Source organism: Vibrio sp. 3-2(1) (assembly GCF_963887575.1).
Lineage (GTDB): Bacteria > Pseudomonadota > Gammaproteobacteria > Enterobacterales > Vibrionaceae > Vibrio > Vibrio anguillarum.
This window is the reverse complement of the sequence record NZ_CAWPGB010000033.1, coordinates 361125-376731: the sequence shown is the minus strand read 5'-3', so window position 1 is coordinate 376731 and position 15607 is coordinate 361125. Positions and strand designations below refer to the sequence as shown.

The following is a 15607-nucleotide window of genomic DNA, read 5'->3' as shown; positions in this document are numbered from 1 at the left end:
TAATTAAACTTCTTATTTAGTCTATTCATCGGATATTTTGCTTGGCAAAATAATAAAAAGGAAGATACCGTGATCTTCCTTTTTAAATTACGGTTAGCCTCCGATCACATACTTGATCATTACTCCAGCCGCTACAGCCGAACCGATAACACCAGCCACGTTTGGTCCCATCGCGTGCATCAATAAAAAATTTTGTGGATTAGCTTCTAGACCCAATTTATTACTGACTCGCGCTGCCATCGGTACCGCCGAAACCCCTGCAGAACCAATAAGCGGGTTCACTTTTTCGGTGCAGATACGATTCATGGCTTTTGCCATTAGCAGACCCGCCGCTGTACCCACACAGAACGCAACAATACCCAACGCTAAAATACCTAATGTTTGAGGTTGTAAGAACTTGTCTGCCATCAACTTCGAACCTACCGACAATCCAAGAAATATCGTAACGATGTTAATTAAGGCATTTTGAGCAGTATCACTGAGCCGTTCCACCACCCCACACTCACGCATTAAGTTGCCAAAGCAAAACATCCCAAGTAGCGGCGTGGCCGAAGGCAGCAACATCGCAATCAAAATAAGCAGCATTAACGGGAAGCAAACTTTTTCAACTTTACTAACGGTTCTAAGCTGCGTCATTTGAATTTTACGCTCTGCTTCCGTGGTCAGCGCACGCATAATCGGCGGTTGAATCATAGGAACCAACGCCATGTATGAGTAAGCGGCAACAGCAATAGCACCCAATAATTCTGGCGCTAGCATACTCGAAACATAAATCGCAGTAGGGCCATCAGCCCCCCCAATGATACCGATAGCCGCAGCCTGAGCCACACTAAAGTCCATCAGCCCCAATTGACTAAGACCTAACGCACCAAGAACGGTAGCGAAGATACCAAATTGAGCAGCGGCTCCTAGCAACAAGGTTTTGGGGTTCGCCAATAGTGGGCCAAAATCCGTCATAGCCCCCACGCCCATGAAAATGACCAACGGGCCCACACCAGATGCAATAACCACGCTATAGAAGGTATACAACATACCATCGCTGTAATTGAATTGTTCAGCCAATAAATGCAAATTCATTTTTTGTAGCGGAGTTGCCATCTCAAGCGCGTGCTTCACCGAATCAGGAGCCGCTTCCGTGATATTAAGCACAGAGGAAAAAGCGCTCATAACATCGCTTTTCCCAGCGTAGATCGCCGCTTCTATTGCATTAACGGCTAGGTTTGCATCTGGCAAGTTTGCTAAAATTCCGCCGAAACCAATCGGTACTAGCAGTAAAGGTTCGAACTTCTCCACTATGGCCAAGTACAGCAACAAAAGACCGATGATAATCATAACGGCTTGGCCTAGCTGTAAATGGAAAAATCCGAAATCATTGATTAGCGCTAAAATACTGTCCATCATCGTTCCTTACGCTAACGCCATCAAAGCATCACCAACCTGCACGGAATCCCCTTCAGAGACACTCAACTTTTCAATAATGCCATCCCGGGCTGCGCGGATTTCCGTTTCCATTTTCATGGCTTCTAAAATCAGCAGTACTTGGCCTTCTTCGACTACATCTCCTACCTTGGTGTGTATTTTCCAAATGTTGCCTGCCAGAGGAGCAGCCACTGTTTCAGCGTTACCTGAAGGAGCACTAGGGGATGCCGAAGCAGCCGCTGCTTTGGGGGAAACGTTGGACGCAGTTGCAAGAACCTGTGGATCACCGCCTTCGTTGATTTGAACAACGTAGCTTTGGTTATTAACACTCACGGTATAGATCGCTTGTTCTTCTTTGCAGGCCACAACGGGGGCTTTCACCTCAGCAATACAAGGCTTAGGCTCAAATGCAGCTGGATTCATTCTATTTTCTAAGAACTTCCAACCCACCTGGTCAAACAGTGCTATGGTAAGAACATCGTCAATCACCTCTTCAACTAAAGAGATATTTCTCTCTTTGGCCTGTGCTTGAACACTCAATGACAACGTATTGATTTCTGGTTCAATTAAATCAGCAGGTCGACAAGTGATTGCCGCTGCGCCTTTCAGCACTTTCGCTTGAAGTTCGGCATTCACTGGCGCTGGTGTCTGTCCGTATTCTCCTTTAAGAACACCAGCCGTTTCCTTGGTGATGGTTTTGTAACGCTCACCCATCATCACATTGATCACCGCTTGCGTGCCTACGATTTGTGACGTTGGGGTAACCAGTGGAATAAAACCGAGATCTTCTCTTACGCGAGGGATCTCTTTCAGCACTTCGTCTATTTTATCAAGTGCATTTTGCTGTTTGAGTTGGCTTTCCATATTGGTCAGCATGCCGCCAGGCACTTGAGCCACTAAAATACGTGAATCGGCTCCTTTTAGCTGCCCTTCGAAAGCATGATATTTTTTGCGAATTTCACGGAAATAAGCGGCGATACTCTCTAATTTGTAGATGTCTAACCCGGTATCACGTCCTGTCCCTTTTAAGGCCGCGACTATGGACTCAGTACAAGGATGGCCATAAGTACCACTCATCGAAGAAATGGCAGTATCAACGCGATCCACTCCAGCCTCAATGGCCTTCAGTAATGTCATATCAGCAAGGCCTGCCGTTGAATGACAGTGTAAATGAAGCTCTATATCAAGCTGTTTTTTCAGTGTAGAAACCAATTCGCTGGCTTCATACGGCGTCATAACACCCGCCATATCTTTGATTGCGATGGATTGCACACCGCACTCTACTAATTGCTCCGCCACATCAACCCAAGATTGCATGGTGTGAACTGGGCTCGTGGTATAGCAAATGGTGCCTTGAGCATGAGCTCCATACTTATTGACGGACTGAATGGCCTGTTTCATGTTGCGTACATCGTTTAATGCATCAAACACACGAAATACGTCCATTCCGTTGACAACAGCACGCTCAACAAATTTATCAACAACATCATCAGCATAATGGCGATAGCCAAGGATGTTCTGTCCTCTAAATAGCATTTGTTGCTTGGTATTTGGCATCGCCTTTTTAAGCTCGCGCAACCGATGCCATGGGTCTTCCCCTAAAAAGCGGATGCATGAATCGAACGTGGCTCCGCCCCACGTTTCCAAGGACCAGTAACCAATTTGATCAAGTTCCGATGCGATGGGTAACATGTCATCAAGACGTAAGCGAGTAGCAAAAAGAGATTGATGCGCATCGCGCAAAACGACATCGGTGATGCCAAGTGGTTTATTGTTATTAGACATTAAAAATCCCCTATATTCGAATCATGATTAACTGAATTTTTTCTTATGGTGGTGAAGGGCTGCAGAAATGGCAGCGACAAGCGTATCTTCAGGTGCCGTGGTTTTATCTGACACTGTAGGCTTGTTGATTAACACTGGTAAAAAATAAGATGAGAGACTGGTCAACACTCTAATTGCGCCCACCAGCAACAATAGGAAACAAAACACAAACCCCATGCCTAATGCCATTAGGGTTATGCCTTCATAAATAATTGGATCTTGGCTCATGGTTATTCTAAAACCCACATTAAAATCGGTGAGATTAGTCTACTGAGCGAAGCTTATGGACTTCGTGAACTTCATCATTCAAATGACACCATTAAACAACTTAAATGGTGTTTATTTATTTAATTCATATTGATGTAAATACCGTTTAAATTCATCAAATTGATAACAAACAATTTACATCAAGCACACCTAAATAACCAAATAAGCAGGGAACAAGCCCATATTTAAACCCAATCAAACAGGAAAGTGACGAAATAGCAGATAATGGTAGCCAACTTTATAGTGACCGGATGTCAGCAAGGAATAATTAACATCATTAAGGTCATTTAAAACTCAAGTGCTGCGTGTAATTGTCCGCTAATTCAAATTTTGATCATCATTTCGCCGTTATGGTTTAAATATGGGATATGCCAAAATGAGAAAACACCATGCAAAGCAACCAATACCGTAACACCATAGACAATTTGACAAATCTACAACAAAGAATTGAACGTCAATCTCAACTCTTAAAGCAATTTCAGGCGCCCCTGATCACGCTTACATTAAATTTGCCGATTGAATTAGCTCAAAAAAGATACACCGAAGTGATATTCAATAGCGCACTTGATGCTATAAATGAAAAGATCAATGCACTCAGATCACAGGTACTGCATCGTCAGATAATCCATTCCAATTTTGGTTCAGAAGCCTATTATATTACTCAGATTACATCGGCTAACGTTGTAAAAAAAGCGATGATCGATATTGAACAGATACACCCTTTAGGTACGTTATTTAATATCGATGTAATGTGTCTGCGAGGGAAAACCATTTCTAGAAAATCTTGTGGTATGGCACCACGGCAGTGCCTAATGTGTGGCCAGCCAGTACAGAAATGTTCATCGACTCACCAACATGCATTGGATGAGCTAGAAAAATGTATCGTTTCATTATGTAATCAGGCTTACAGCTATAGTTAAAAACTAGTCGTTAGTTAAATATGTAAACGCGATTTTCATTCGAGCCCATCGGCACAATGAGTGTAATAAATAAAAGCGCCCTTGCATTGCGGCGCTTTTGCATTGGTATGCATTCAACATTGTATTGCGATATTGCCTCTATCTTTCATCGCCATCGTTCTTCTCTTTACTTGGTAAACGGATGTATCAAGGCTAAATAACGGCTTCAAATAGTTAAGGGTCGTTTCTGGAACAAGTTGCGCAACCATATCCCATTGATTATCGAACAGTAGATTTCTCACTAATGACGCCGAAATTGGCGTATTGGCTTTTTCTGTCCGTGGAAGCTCAATCAAAGCGATCGGCGCACTGTCTAACGTCGGTGTAGTCAACCATTGCAGCATCTGCTGATTATAAAAACGTGTAACGGCGCAAATAGGTTCAGTTCCCACATACCTACGTGTGATCCCCAATGCGGGTGCAATATAATTGCGAAATAATTGCAGATCGACCGCAGTATGACAGTAGTTCGTCACCCCTTCATCTTTGAGAAAGTAACTAGGAAAAGTCGCGCGCGAAATAATATAGTCTGAACCTTCGTGGATAATGACATTTTTTAGATCTTTCACACCTGAACGTATCATTGCTAAGCGATCTTGATAAGAAAAAAAGGAACGATCCTCTTTAACCACAAAAAAATGGACCCAATCGCATTGTTGAGCGGCCTGTTCAATCAGGTAACGATGCCCTCTCGTAAAAGGATTGGCATTCATCACAATACTTCCGATGTGATTGCCAGGTTGCTTTAGCTTTGAGAGTTGGTGGCAATAATCGGTGAGCCGGGACTTGCTGTTTTCTAGCAGAATGACGCGCCCTTTTACAGCGGTAAGCAAATAAAAACCCGCACTGTGAAACATCGCGTAATTTTCAGGTTTGGTGTAAATAAAAAGATTGTAACGCCCCAAATCGTAAGCAAGCGTGACCAATTCACTTAATAATGTTGTTGATAACCCTTGTCCTTGGTGCTGAGTGTCTACCGCAACGGACTTGAGTGTATTCCCCGCCAAACCACCGCATCCAACAATGGATTGGTTATAGTAAGCGATGACAAAGAGTTCAACATCCGCATCAACCCCGAGTCCCATTTTTTGCAAGAATAGACTGACGGGCTCCATTCTTCTTGCATTGCTCTTTTTTATTCGTTCAAAACTGTATGACGTGAGCACAGGCCTTTCTCATTTAAAAATTCACCAACAAATTATCTTGTTTCTTTGACTGACTAACGTTGAGTTTCATCATATAGGGTATCAATGATTAATTATTTAAATGGCGTTAATGAATTAATTCAGCATTTTTGGATAATATTTAACCAATACCATTTGATTTTATATTAATGACAAAACCCTCCATCTATTCGATGGAGGGTTTTGTCGCTATTTACATCAATGCAACACTAAATTTCATCTCGTTTAAAGAACTCGAAAATTATGCTGGCTGTGATGTTTGTTTTGTCTTTCTGTACATACCAAATAGTGGTAGTGCAATTGACAATACAGTAATAGCAATTAATACCTGTGATACGGTTGAGCCTGCAAAAATAGATAAATCTTGATTGGAAATCCTAAACGCTTGGCGGAATGATTGCTCCATGGTGCCACCCACTATCACGGCAAGAATCATAGGCGCAGTGGGGATATTCACTCGCTTCATGATCACACCAGCCACACCCAAGATGATCAGAATGTAAAACTCAATCACTGAGCTACTGATCGCGTAACAACCGATAAATGCCAAACCTAATACAATTGGGTATAACACTTTAGGTGGAATGGCTAACACTCGTACTAACAAACCTGCCAGAGGAATATTCACTATAGCCAGAATGATGTTTGCTACAAACATACTTGCAATCAGACCCCAAGCCACATCAGCATGCTGTACAAATAGCAATGGTCCAGGCTGAATACCCAACATCAGTAACGCACCCATCATGACGGCCGTCGTACCAGAACCTGGAACACCGAGCGACAACATCGGGATCATTGCACCAATCGATGCAGCGTTGTTAGCCGACTCTGGTGCTGCAAGGCCTTCAATTGCACCATGGCCAAACTCTTCACTGTGTTTTGAAAGCTGCTTTTCGTTGTTGTAGCACATTAACGAGGCCATAGTCCCATCCGCACCGGGCAAGGAACCGATGATGAAACCAATGGGAGCACTGCGAAGAATAGCCCATTTGGAACGTTTCCAGTCATCCCCTTCAATCCAAATGCGTTTGAATTTGGTTTGTGCTTTTTTCGTGCCTTTACTTAACGAACTGAAGCTCTTAAAGACTTCACCCATTGCGTAAATACCGATAATCACCACCAGAAAATCAATACCCGTTTGAAGGTGTAAATTACCAAATGTAAATCGTTCTGCTCCACTTTGCGCATCAATACCGACCGTTGCAATAGCAAGACCGATTACCATGGATAAGAAACCTTTCAACATATTGCCTTTCGACATGGATGCGGTCATGGACAACGCAGCCACCATCAACAAAAAGTATTCCGCAGGACCAAATTTAAGCGCGAATCCTGCAACAGGTTCAGCAAGTAGTGTCATTAAAATTGCGGCTATCGTACCGCCGATCAAAGAAGCAATCGCTGAAATCGCTAACGCGGATTCTGCTCTGCCCTTCATCGCCATCGGGTAGCCATCGAAGGTTGCCGCCAAGGCGGCACCATCTCCGGGAGTATTGATCAAGATCGAGCTACGAGAACCACCAAACATCGCCCCAATGTAAACACCCGTCATAGTGATCAAGGCGGCCGTCGGCCCCATAGCAAACGTCATGGGAAGCAGAACAGCAACACCCGTTGCGGGGCCTAAGCCTGGAAGCATTCCCACAACAGTACCCAATATGCCACCTAACGTGACTAGTAATAGATGATAAGGTTGAAAAGCGATACCAAAACCATTCATTAAGTTAACAAAAATATCAGTCATAATTATTTGCCTTATTCCATAAACGGTAATGGTGGAAGACTAATGCTTAGTAACGTGCTGAACACAAAATACACGCAGACAGAGAACGCTAATGCAACCAAGATGCTTTGTTTCCATGCCTTGATTCCACTAGTGATCGTCAACATTGAAAACAAGAAGAAGAAGGTGCTGATTACATAGCCAAGTGGGTCGAAAATCAGAGCGTAACCAACAGAAACAATGCAGGTATATAAAATTCTTTTACGATCAAACTTCTTCACTTCATCTTCATTAATCAAAGCAATAAAAGCCATGACAGAGGCTCTCATGTTACTTTTAGCCAGAAGAATGCAACCTACCATCAGAGCAAGTACTGCAATGCCCATTGGGAAATAAATAGGATCAAGTGGGTTGCCGAAGGCAGCTCTTGGCATGGTATAAGTCATGCCTCCATATATAAGACCAAATCCGACGCTAAACAAACCTGTAAAAGCATCCCAGTTTGGACGAATCTTGTTATTTTCCATATGTAACCCTTTTGCGAGGAATGATTGAGAAACAATGCGATTGGAAAGAATTCGGGGACACGACAACACTCTGAGCCCCCAATATTTAAGATGAATTATTTTTTCTTAAATATTTCCGCTAGGATCTCTTTATATTGCTCATTAGTGGTTGCCAAAAATTGAGTGAATTCCTCACTATTCTGGTAAGCATCATCCCAGCCATGACGTTTGCGTGCTTCCGCCCACTCTGATGTTTCCGCCATTTGTTTTAACTTGGCATTCCAATAAGTGACCGCGTAATCAGGCATATCTTTCGGGCCAAATAACCCACGCCAGTTTTCGAAAGTCGCATCAATTCCTTGTTCTTTCACTGTTGGAATCTTAGCAACTTCGCCTTCACCAATTCGTTTATTAGCTGTGTGTGCCAGCGCTACTAGGTTACCGCTTTCAACCAATTGAGCGACATCACCAAGACCGGTCGAAATGAGGTCAACGTGTCCACCCAATACTTGAGCCACCGCGCCGCCGTCCTGAAAGGAAATGTAATCAATCTGGTTTAGGTTCGGTACGCTTGCTGCTTTCGCAATCATCAGAAATTGAATGTGATCCATACTGCCTGCAGCCGATGTTCCACCAATTTTAACGCTCTTTGGATCCTTTTTAAGCGCATCCATCACTTGATTGATTGAGGTGTATTTTGAATCTTTTGAAACGACGAATGCGCCATAGTCAGTGATCAAACGGGCTAATGGAGTCGTATCCTCATAGCTGTATTTGCTTGCACCAGTAAGGTGAGTAAGCAAAATAGGTGGAGAATAAACAGCAATTAATTTGTCACTGTCTTTTTGCGTTTGCATATAAGCTAAGTTAACGGCACCACCACCACCAGGGCGGTTAGTGATCGGTAAATTCGATTCGACTAAGTTGGTATCTTTTAGGGTCTTAGCAACGGTACGAATGGTTAAGTCCCAACCACCACCAGCACCTGCTGGGGCTATAAATGAGATTGTTTTAGGCGGATAATCTTTCGCCATTACCGTTCCTACAGGAATAGCGCAGATAGAGGCAATCGCTGTGCTGATCAGTATACTCTTGAGTTTCATATTCATTATTGTACCTATTATTTATAGTTATTCCCTTTAGCTCAACTATTAGCTAAATACTTAACTGTCATTCAGCCTCAAATTGATAATGGAATTATTCAATGAATACGAAAATGGTTATGTGATTCAAAACCCTATAAATTAGTTGTTTAATGCGGGATATGACGTTTATGATTTTAAACTGAGTACGCTTTATTAAAACCCACTCACGTATAAAATAAATACAATACATAACAAATGGTTAGATAAATATCTCATTTAAATAAAAATAACCAACTCATGTTTAACATCACAGAATCAAGAAAATTGTGACGTGTGACAAATAATAAAAATAGTGAGTGATAGGATATTTAATTCTTATTTTAAAAATAAGAAAGAGAGCCTCCACTCTCTTTCTGTATCGTATTAATCACCACAATTACAATTTAAAATTATTCACTAGGCTATCGAGTTGCTTAGAAACTTTTTTCAAATGTTCGCTACTGACAGTGAGCTCCTCAGCCACTGTTGTTGTTTCCATGGTGAGATGATTAATATCTTCAACGGTGCGGTTGATTTCACTGACCACACTTGATTGCTCTTCCGTTGCCGTCGCCACTTGAATGTTCTGATCACTAATATTCTCTATATAAACGCGGATCTGTTTTAGCGAGCTATTGGCATTTTCAGCTTGTTCAACCACCAACAAACTCTGCTCTCGGCCTTGGGACATTGCCCCAACCGCCCGTTTCGATTCTTCCTGTAAGTTATTAATGACTCTTTGAATTTCTTCGGTTGATGCAGCAGAACGGCTTGCTAAATTTCGCACCTCATCGGCAACGACCGCAAAACCTCGACCTTGCTCTCCCGCTCGCGCCGCCTCAATCGCTGCGTTCAATGCAAGTAAGTTCGTTTGCTCGGAAATGCTACGAATAGTCTCAAGTATCGAGCTGATGTTAACCACTTGACCAGCCAAAGAGCCTACGACTTGTGCAGCTTGCTCTAATTCAGTGATCAAATCTGCAATTTGCACTTGTGCTTTCTCTACTACAGTGGTGCCATTTTCCGCCTGATGAGTGGCCTGTTTCGCAACGTCGGCAGCTTGAGCTGCGTTGTTTGCAATTTCGCCTACCGTTGCACCTAGTTCATGAATGGCAGTGGCCACTTGAACTGTTCTATCACGTTGCGAAGTGCAGTTGTTTTTAGTTAATAGTGCCCGAGCTGAAACTTGGTTAGCCGTATTCGCTAATTCATAAGAACTCGAAGCCACTTGCTTGATCGCTACATGTACTTTCTCAATGAAGTCGTTAAAACTGTCGCTAATTTTCGATAACTCATCTTGGCCACCTAAATCAATGCGAGCATCTAGCGCCATGTTTTCAGCTGCCAAAGCAATGGATTTTTGTAGGCTGGCCACTCGCGTTTTTAGGCCGATAACAATAAAGAATGAAGTGACAAACGAAATTAGCACGCCAATACCAATAATGATAAACATGTGATTTTGCCCTTGGGCATAACTCTTTTGGCTATTGACGTTCTGCTGTTTGGCCTGCTCTAGTAGCGAATCGAGGATCACATTGGCTTTTTTACGCAGTTCACCATAGGTAACCGCGTATTGATCTCGGTATATGTTGCGCGCCGTATCTAGATCGCCCTTTTCAAATGCCGCCAACATAGGATTAAGTTGAGTACTGACCATTTTTTCAAAGTCAGTCAACAGCTGCTGAACTTGTCTACGCTGTTCTGGATCCACTTGTGACTGAACTGCGTGCTCGACAGACTGCCTCATTTCAGGGATATCTTCGTCACGTGTCTCTTTCACGCGTGTGAGGACACCCTTTTTATCTCTTAACGACGTCTCTTGAAGTAACATCATATCGATACCAACCCGCATACGGGGAATTCGAGAGGCAACTTCAGCCATTGAACGCATTGGCGCGGCCGTATTGAGATAGAGCTGTTCTGCCTGTCGTTGAATCGTCGACATGCTATTGAAGCTCGCCATTCCAACAATAATCAACGCAACGCAAGGTAATAACACTGCAAAAATTAATCGCGATTGTAAGGTAAACCGATTAGCAAACATCTTTTATATCCTTTTTAGTTGTAGCGCCATTATGTTATGGGGACAGATCTTAACCAATGAATGGTTTCTTATTTATTAAAAAGTTATCTTTTCTAGAACGTTTTAAATTAAATTAATGACTTTTATGACGTTAACTCAATAGCTAAGTATAGGCAATTTTAGGTTGAATGAGAGATGTGGAGTCAGCCGTATTTGTGGCACAGATGATCTTTTCAAAAAGACCACCACGATTTCAACGCTGAATGGAAATCCTTCACTTGTTAGATGGGCTGCTCGCTAGAAGTAAAAAGCCGAAGCAATCAATGCTCCGGCTTTTATTCTTTATCACCTTAGAATAAAGGTGGATACGTGAAACGATTACTCGTCTTCAGAATCGCTGCTCGGTTCAGAGTCAGCCTCTTCTGCGTCACTTTGTACTTCTAAAATTGCAACGCTCGCTTCACCTTCTGGCAATTCCTCACCTTCTGGTAACTCAACATCTTCAATTTCTTCAATACGTTGTAAACCTACGACGTTTTCATCTTCAGCGGTGCGAATCAAGGTCACACCTTGAGTATTGCGTCCCACTTGGCTCACTTCCGCGACGCGAGTACGAACGAGCGTACCGGCATCGGTGATCATCATGAACTCATCGCCTTCTTCAGTTTGCACTGCGCCGACAACTTGACCATTACGCTCAGACACCTTGATTGAAACAACGCCTTGAGTTGCACGACCTTTAGTTGGGTATTCCCCTAAGGTTGTACGTTTACCATAGCCGTTTTGTGTCACTGTTAAGATGTCGCCGTCATTTGAAGGAACAATCAGCGATACCACTTGGTCGCCTTCTGCTAGCTTCATACCACGAACACCGGACGCTGTGCGTCCCATGGCGCGAACACCTTTGAACTTAATTTCTGGCTGGCCATGTTCATCAAGAACAGGCTGACCATTTTCATCCAATACTGGCGTTTCTTCTGATTCTTTAAAGCGAACCACCTTACCAAATTTAGAAAACAGCATAATTTCACTGTTGCCATCGGTAATGTCCACACCAATCAAAGAATCATCTTCACGCAAGTTAACCGCGATCAAACCGTTAGAACGCACGTTGGCGAAGCTTGAAAGTGATGTTTTCTTCACTGTACCGTCACCGGTCGCCATAAAGATAAACTTATCATCACTAAACTCAGTGACTGGTAAAATCGCAGTAATACGTTCCCCTTCTTCCAGAGGAAGAATGTTAACGATAGGTTTACCACGCGCTGTACGGCTCGCTAGCGGTAATTGATAGACTTTCAAACGGTATGTCTTACCACGAGTCGAGAAGCAAAGAATATGGTCATGAGTATTCGCCACAAGAAGACGCTCAATGTAGTCTTCTTCTTTCATCTTCGTCGCGCTCTTACCTTTACCACCACGGCGTTGTGCTTCGTAATCGCTGAGGATCTGGTATTTCACATAACCTGCATGAGAAAGTGTAACGACCACATCTTCACGAGCAATCAGCTCTTCCATGTCGATATCGTGAGTTGCCGCGGTAATTTCAGTGCGTCGTGCGTCACCAAAAGCATCACGAACAGTTTCAAGCTCTTCGCGGATCACTTCCATCAAACGTTCAGTGCTGGCAAGGATATGCATCAGTTCAGCGATTTCTTCCAGAAGAGCTTTGTACTCATCAAGAATTTTTTCGTGCTCTAAACCTGTCAATCTGTGCAGACGAAGTTCAAGAATTGCTTGGGCTTGTTGCTCAGTTAAGAAATATTTGCCATCACGGATACCGTATTCTGGTTCAAGCCATTCAGGACGAGCGGCATCGGTTCCAGCACGTTCAAGCATTGACGCTACGTTGCCAAGATCCCAACCACGAGCAATCAAGCCTTCTTTTGCTTCTGCTGGTGTTGCCGCGCGGCGAATCAATTCGATGATTTCATCAATGTTGGCTAACGCGAGAGCCAGTGCTTCTAGAATGTGGGCACGATCACGAGCTTTACGCAGTTCAAAAATAGTACGACGCGTCACCACTTCACGGCGGTGATCAACAAAGCATTTCAACATTTCTTTCAAGTTGAATAGCTTAGGTTGACCATTATCCAGCGCAACCATGTTGATGCCGAATGTTGTTTGTAACTGTGTTTGAGCGTAAAGGTTGTTCAGTACCACTTCGCCAACCGCATCACGTTTACATTCGATAACAATACGCATGCCGTCTTTATCAGACTCATCACGTAGTGCACTGATGCCTTCGACTTTTTTCTCTTTAACCAACTCAGCAATTTTTTCAATCAAGCGTGCTTTATTCACTTGATAAGGGATTTCTCTGACGATAATGGTTTCTTTACCATTCTTCTCGACTTCGATATCCGCTTTAGAGCGCATGTAGACTTTACCGCGCCCTGTTTTATAAGCGTCGATAATTCCTTTGCGGCCACTGATTAATGCTGCTGTTGGGAAATCTGGGCCCGGAATGTAGTCCATCAACTCATCAATGGTGATGTCTTCATTATTTATATAGGCCAAGCAACCCTCAACCACTTCCGTTAGGTTATGGGGTGGAATGTTGGTTGCCATACCTACTGCAATACCGGATGAGCCATTCACCAGTAGGTTAGGAATTTTCGTAGGAAGAACCGCAGGGATCTGTTCTGTACCGTCATAGTTCGGTACATAATCGACCGTTTCTTTGTCGAGATCGGCAAGCAGTTCGTGGGCAATTTTTGACATGCGTACTTCGGTGTAACGCATTGCTGCCGCAGAGTCACCATCGATCGAGCCAAAGTTACCTTGGCCATCGACCAACATGTAACGCAATGAGAACGGCTGCGCCATACGAACAATCGTATCGTATACAGCACTATCACCATGCGGGTGATATTTACCAATCACATCGCCCACAACACGGGCAGATTTTTTATATGGTTTATTCCAATCGTTACCAAGCACATTCATCGCGAATAGAACGCGACGGTGTACTGGTTTTAGGCCATCACGCACATCTGGAAGAGCACGACCCACGATAACGGACATCGCGTAGTCTAGGTATGAACCTCTTAGCTCATCTTCAATGTTTACGGGCGTGATCTCTCTAGCTAGATCGCTCATAGAGCCATTATCCCTCTATCTTTTGATCGTATATTCGATACGTACAAGGCCGAAAAATATAACACATAATTCACTACTTCGGCATCCCTTTCCCTTTCCTTTTATCAGGTTGTGACCTTTGTTGTGTATCAAGTGCCGAGAAATTGCACATTCATTCCATACCCGGCTGATTAATGGCCAAATTTTAGCCAAAAATTAATGAAATAAAGATAACCTGTAGCCTGTGATAATCAACTGGTTATAATACCCCACACAACTAAAGATGCCTATTTTGACAGCAAGAGCGAATCTAACATGACTAAAGCACAAAACGTTGATCTTAATGAAATTAAAAAGTTTGAAGAGATGGCGTCACGCTGGTGGGATCTGGATGGTGAATTTAAGCCACTGCATCAAATTAACCCGTTAAGATTGAACTATGTGTTGGTCAATGCCAACGGCCTATTTGGCAAGAAGGTGCTCGATGTTGGATGTGGTGGCGGAATTTTAGCCGAAAGCATGGCGCGAGAAGGTGCGCAAGTGACTGGCTTAGACATGGGCAAAGAACCGCTTGAAGTCGCTCGTTTACATGCTTTAGAAACCGGAACAAAGCTCACTTATATTCAAAGTACGATTGAAGACCACGCCGCTGACAACCCACACACATATGATGTTGTCACCTGCATGGAAATGCTTGAGCATGTTCCAGACCCATTGTCCGTTGTTCAAGCCTGCTCTGCGTTGGTCAAACCCGGCGGTCATGTTTTCTTTTCTACGCTCAATCGTAATTTTAAGTCTTACCTGTTTGCCATCGTGGGCGCAGAAAAGTTGCTACGCATTGTTCCAGAAGGCACACATGATCATGAAAAATTCATCCGCCCATCGGAACTGATTAAGATGATTGATAAAACAAACCTGCAAGAGCAAGGAATAACAGGCCTACTTTATAACCCGTTAACCGATACTTACCGTTTAGGGCGCAATGTTGATGTCAATTACATCGTTCATACTCAGCTTTTTTAAAGTCAGTGGTCATCTAATATGCCATTATCGATAGCGTATTGCTCACGTTAAAAATTAAGCCGAATAGCACATTTTTTCTCGGTTTCTAGGCTGTTTTTTGTGCTCTAGATTCCATTTTAACCACATCGAAAATCGCTCCCTTTTTTCCTCAAAGATCAAGAAGTTTTTTTTTGATTGTGGTTACATTTAAACCAAACTCAAAACGGTAATTTTCTACAATCAAATCGGCTCTTTGATCATCAGTAAGTGGGTACTAACTGTTTTTTTTATTTTTGCTAGTTATCCACAAGCTGTCCCAGATCTGTAACTTGAAATGAGCTTCAGATAGCACTATCTTGTAACTCGCAAAGCAAAGAACCCCTATATGTTGTGTTTGCACTACAATATATAGATAAATTCAGATCACAAAGCCGCGATGAAATTTACAACAATTCTACAAAAATACGGCCTTAATCAGTTTTGTTAGGGAAA

Annotated in this window: 11 protein-coding genes; 2 read left to right on the top strand and 9 right to left on the bottom strand. The window is 43.0% G+C overall.

Annotation, left to right across the window (positions count from 1 at the left end):
- Positions 1–93 precede the first annotated feature (93 nt).
- The 3 genes from AACQ79_RS12725 to AACQ79_RS12715 are packed head-to-tail and all read right to left on the bottom strand — an operon-like array spanning position 94 to position 3471.
- On the bottom strand, positions 94–1398 hold the full coding sequence (locus AACQ79_RS12725; protein ID WP_029189993.1) for a sodium ion-translocating decarboxylase subunit beta: 1305 nt from the start codon (positions 1396–1398) through the stop codon (positions 94–96).
- Between the two features lie 9 nt (positions 1399–1407).
- Positions 1408–3204 (bottom strand): sodium-extruding oxaloacetate decarboxylase subunit alpha, encoded by a 1797-nt coding sequence (gene oadA / locus AACQ79_RS12720; protein ID WP_013856986.1) that lies wholly within the window; start codon positions 3202–3204, stop codon positions 1408–1410.
- Positions 3205–3231: 27 nt separating this feature from the next.
- Positions 3232–3471 carry an OadG family protein gene (locus AACQ79_RS12715; RefSeq protein ID WP_019281352.1) on the bottom strand — a complete coding sequence of 80 codons (240 nt, stop codon included), beginning with the start codon at positions 3469–3471 and terminating at the stop codon, positions 3232–3234.
- Between the two features lie 428 nt (positions 3472–3899).
- On the opposite strand from AACQ79_RS12715, the gene citX reads away from it, so the two are divergent.
- Entirely contained in the window at positions 3900–4430 is a 531-nt protein-coding gene (gene citX, locus AACQ79_RS12710; RefSeq protein WP_170899183.1) for a citrate lyase holo-[acyl-carrier protein] synthase, read from the top strand.
- A gap of 113 nt (positions 4431–4543) precedes the next feature.
- Here the strand turns inward: citX and citC are convergent, their stop codons facing one another.
- From citC to gyrA, 6 genes are all read right to left on the bottom strand, one after another.
- A complete protein-coding gene (gene citC / locus AACQ79_RS12705) occupies positions 4544–5635 on the bottom strand; it encodes a [citrate (pro-3S)-lyase] ligase (protein WP_013856990.1) in 1092 nt (363 codons plus the stop codon).
- Between the two features lie 259 nt (positions 5636–5894).
- Entirely contained in the window at positions 5895–7400 is a 1506-nt protein-coding gene (locus tag AACQ79_RS12700) for a tripartite tricarboxylate transporter permease (protein WP_170899182.1), read from the bottom strand.
- Positions 7401–7411: 11 nt separating this feature from the next.
- Positions 7412–7906, bottom strand: a complete 495-nt coding sequence (locus AACQ79_RS12695; RefSeq protein ID WP_019281353.1) for a tripartite tricarboxylate transporter TctB family protein — start codon at positions 7904–7906, stop codon at positions 7412–7414.
- Positions 7907–8001: 95 nt separating this feature from the next.
- Positions 8002–8994: a Bug family tripartite tricarboxylate transporter substrate binding protein gene (locus AACQ79_RS12690; RefSeq protein ID WP_013856993.1), complete on the bottom strand. Its 993-nt coding sequence runs from the start codon at positions 8992–8994 to the stop codon at positions 8002–8004.
- A 412-nt stretch (positions 8995–9406) separates the two neighbouring features.
- Entirely contained in the window at positions 9407–11053 is a 1647-nt protein-coding gene (locus AACQ79_RS12685) for a methyl-accepting chemotaxis protein (protein ID WP_017046166.1), read from the bottom strand.
- A 357-nt stretch (positions 11054–11410) separates the two neighbouring features.
- Positions 11411–14134, bottom strand: a complete 2724-nt coding sequence (gene gyrA, locus AACQ79_RS12680) for a DNA topoisomerase (ATP-hydrolyzing) subunit A (RefSeq protein ID WP_017044297.1) — start codon at positions 14132–14134, stop codon at positions 11411–11413.
- Positions 14135–14428: 294 nt separating this feature from the next.
- Between gyrA and ubiG the strand changes: the two genes are divergently transcribed.
- Positions 14429–15136 carry a bifunctional 2-polyprenyl-6-hydroxyphenol methylase/3-demethylubiquinol 3-O-methyltransferase UbiG gene (ubiG, locus tag AACQ79_RS12675; RefSeq protein WP_017044298.1) on the top strand — a complete coding sequence of 236 codons (708 nt, stop codon included), beginning with the start codon at positions 14429–14431 and terminating at the stop codon, positions 15134–15136.
- The last annotated feature ends 471 nt before the right edge of the window (positions 15137–15607 follow it).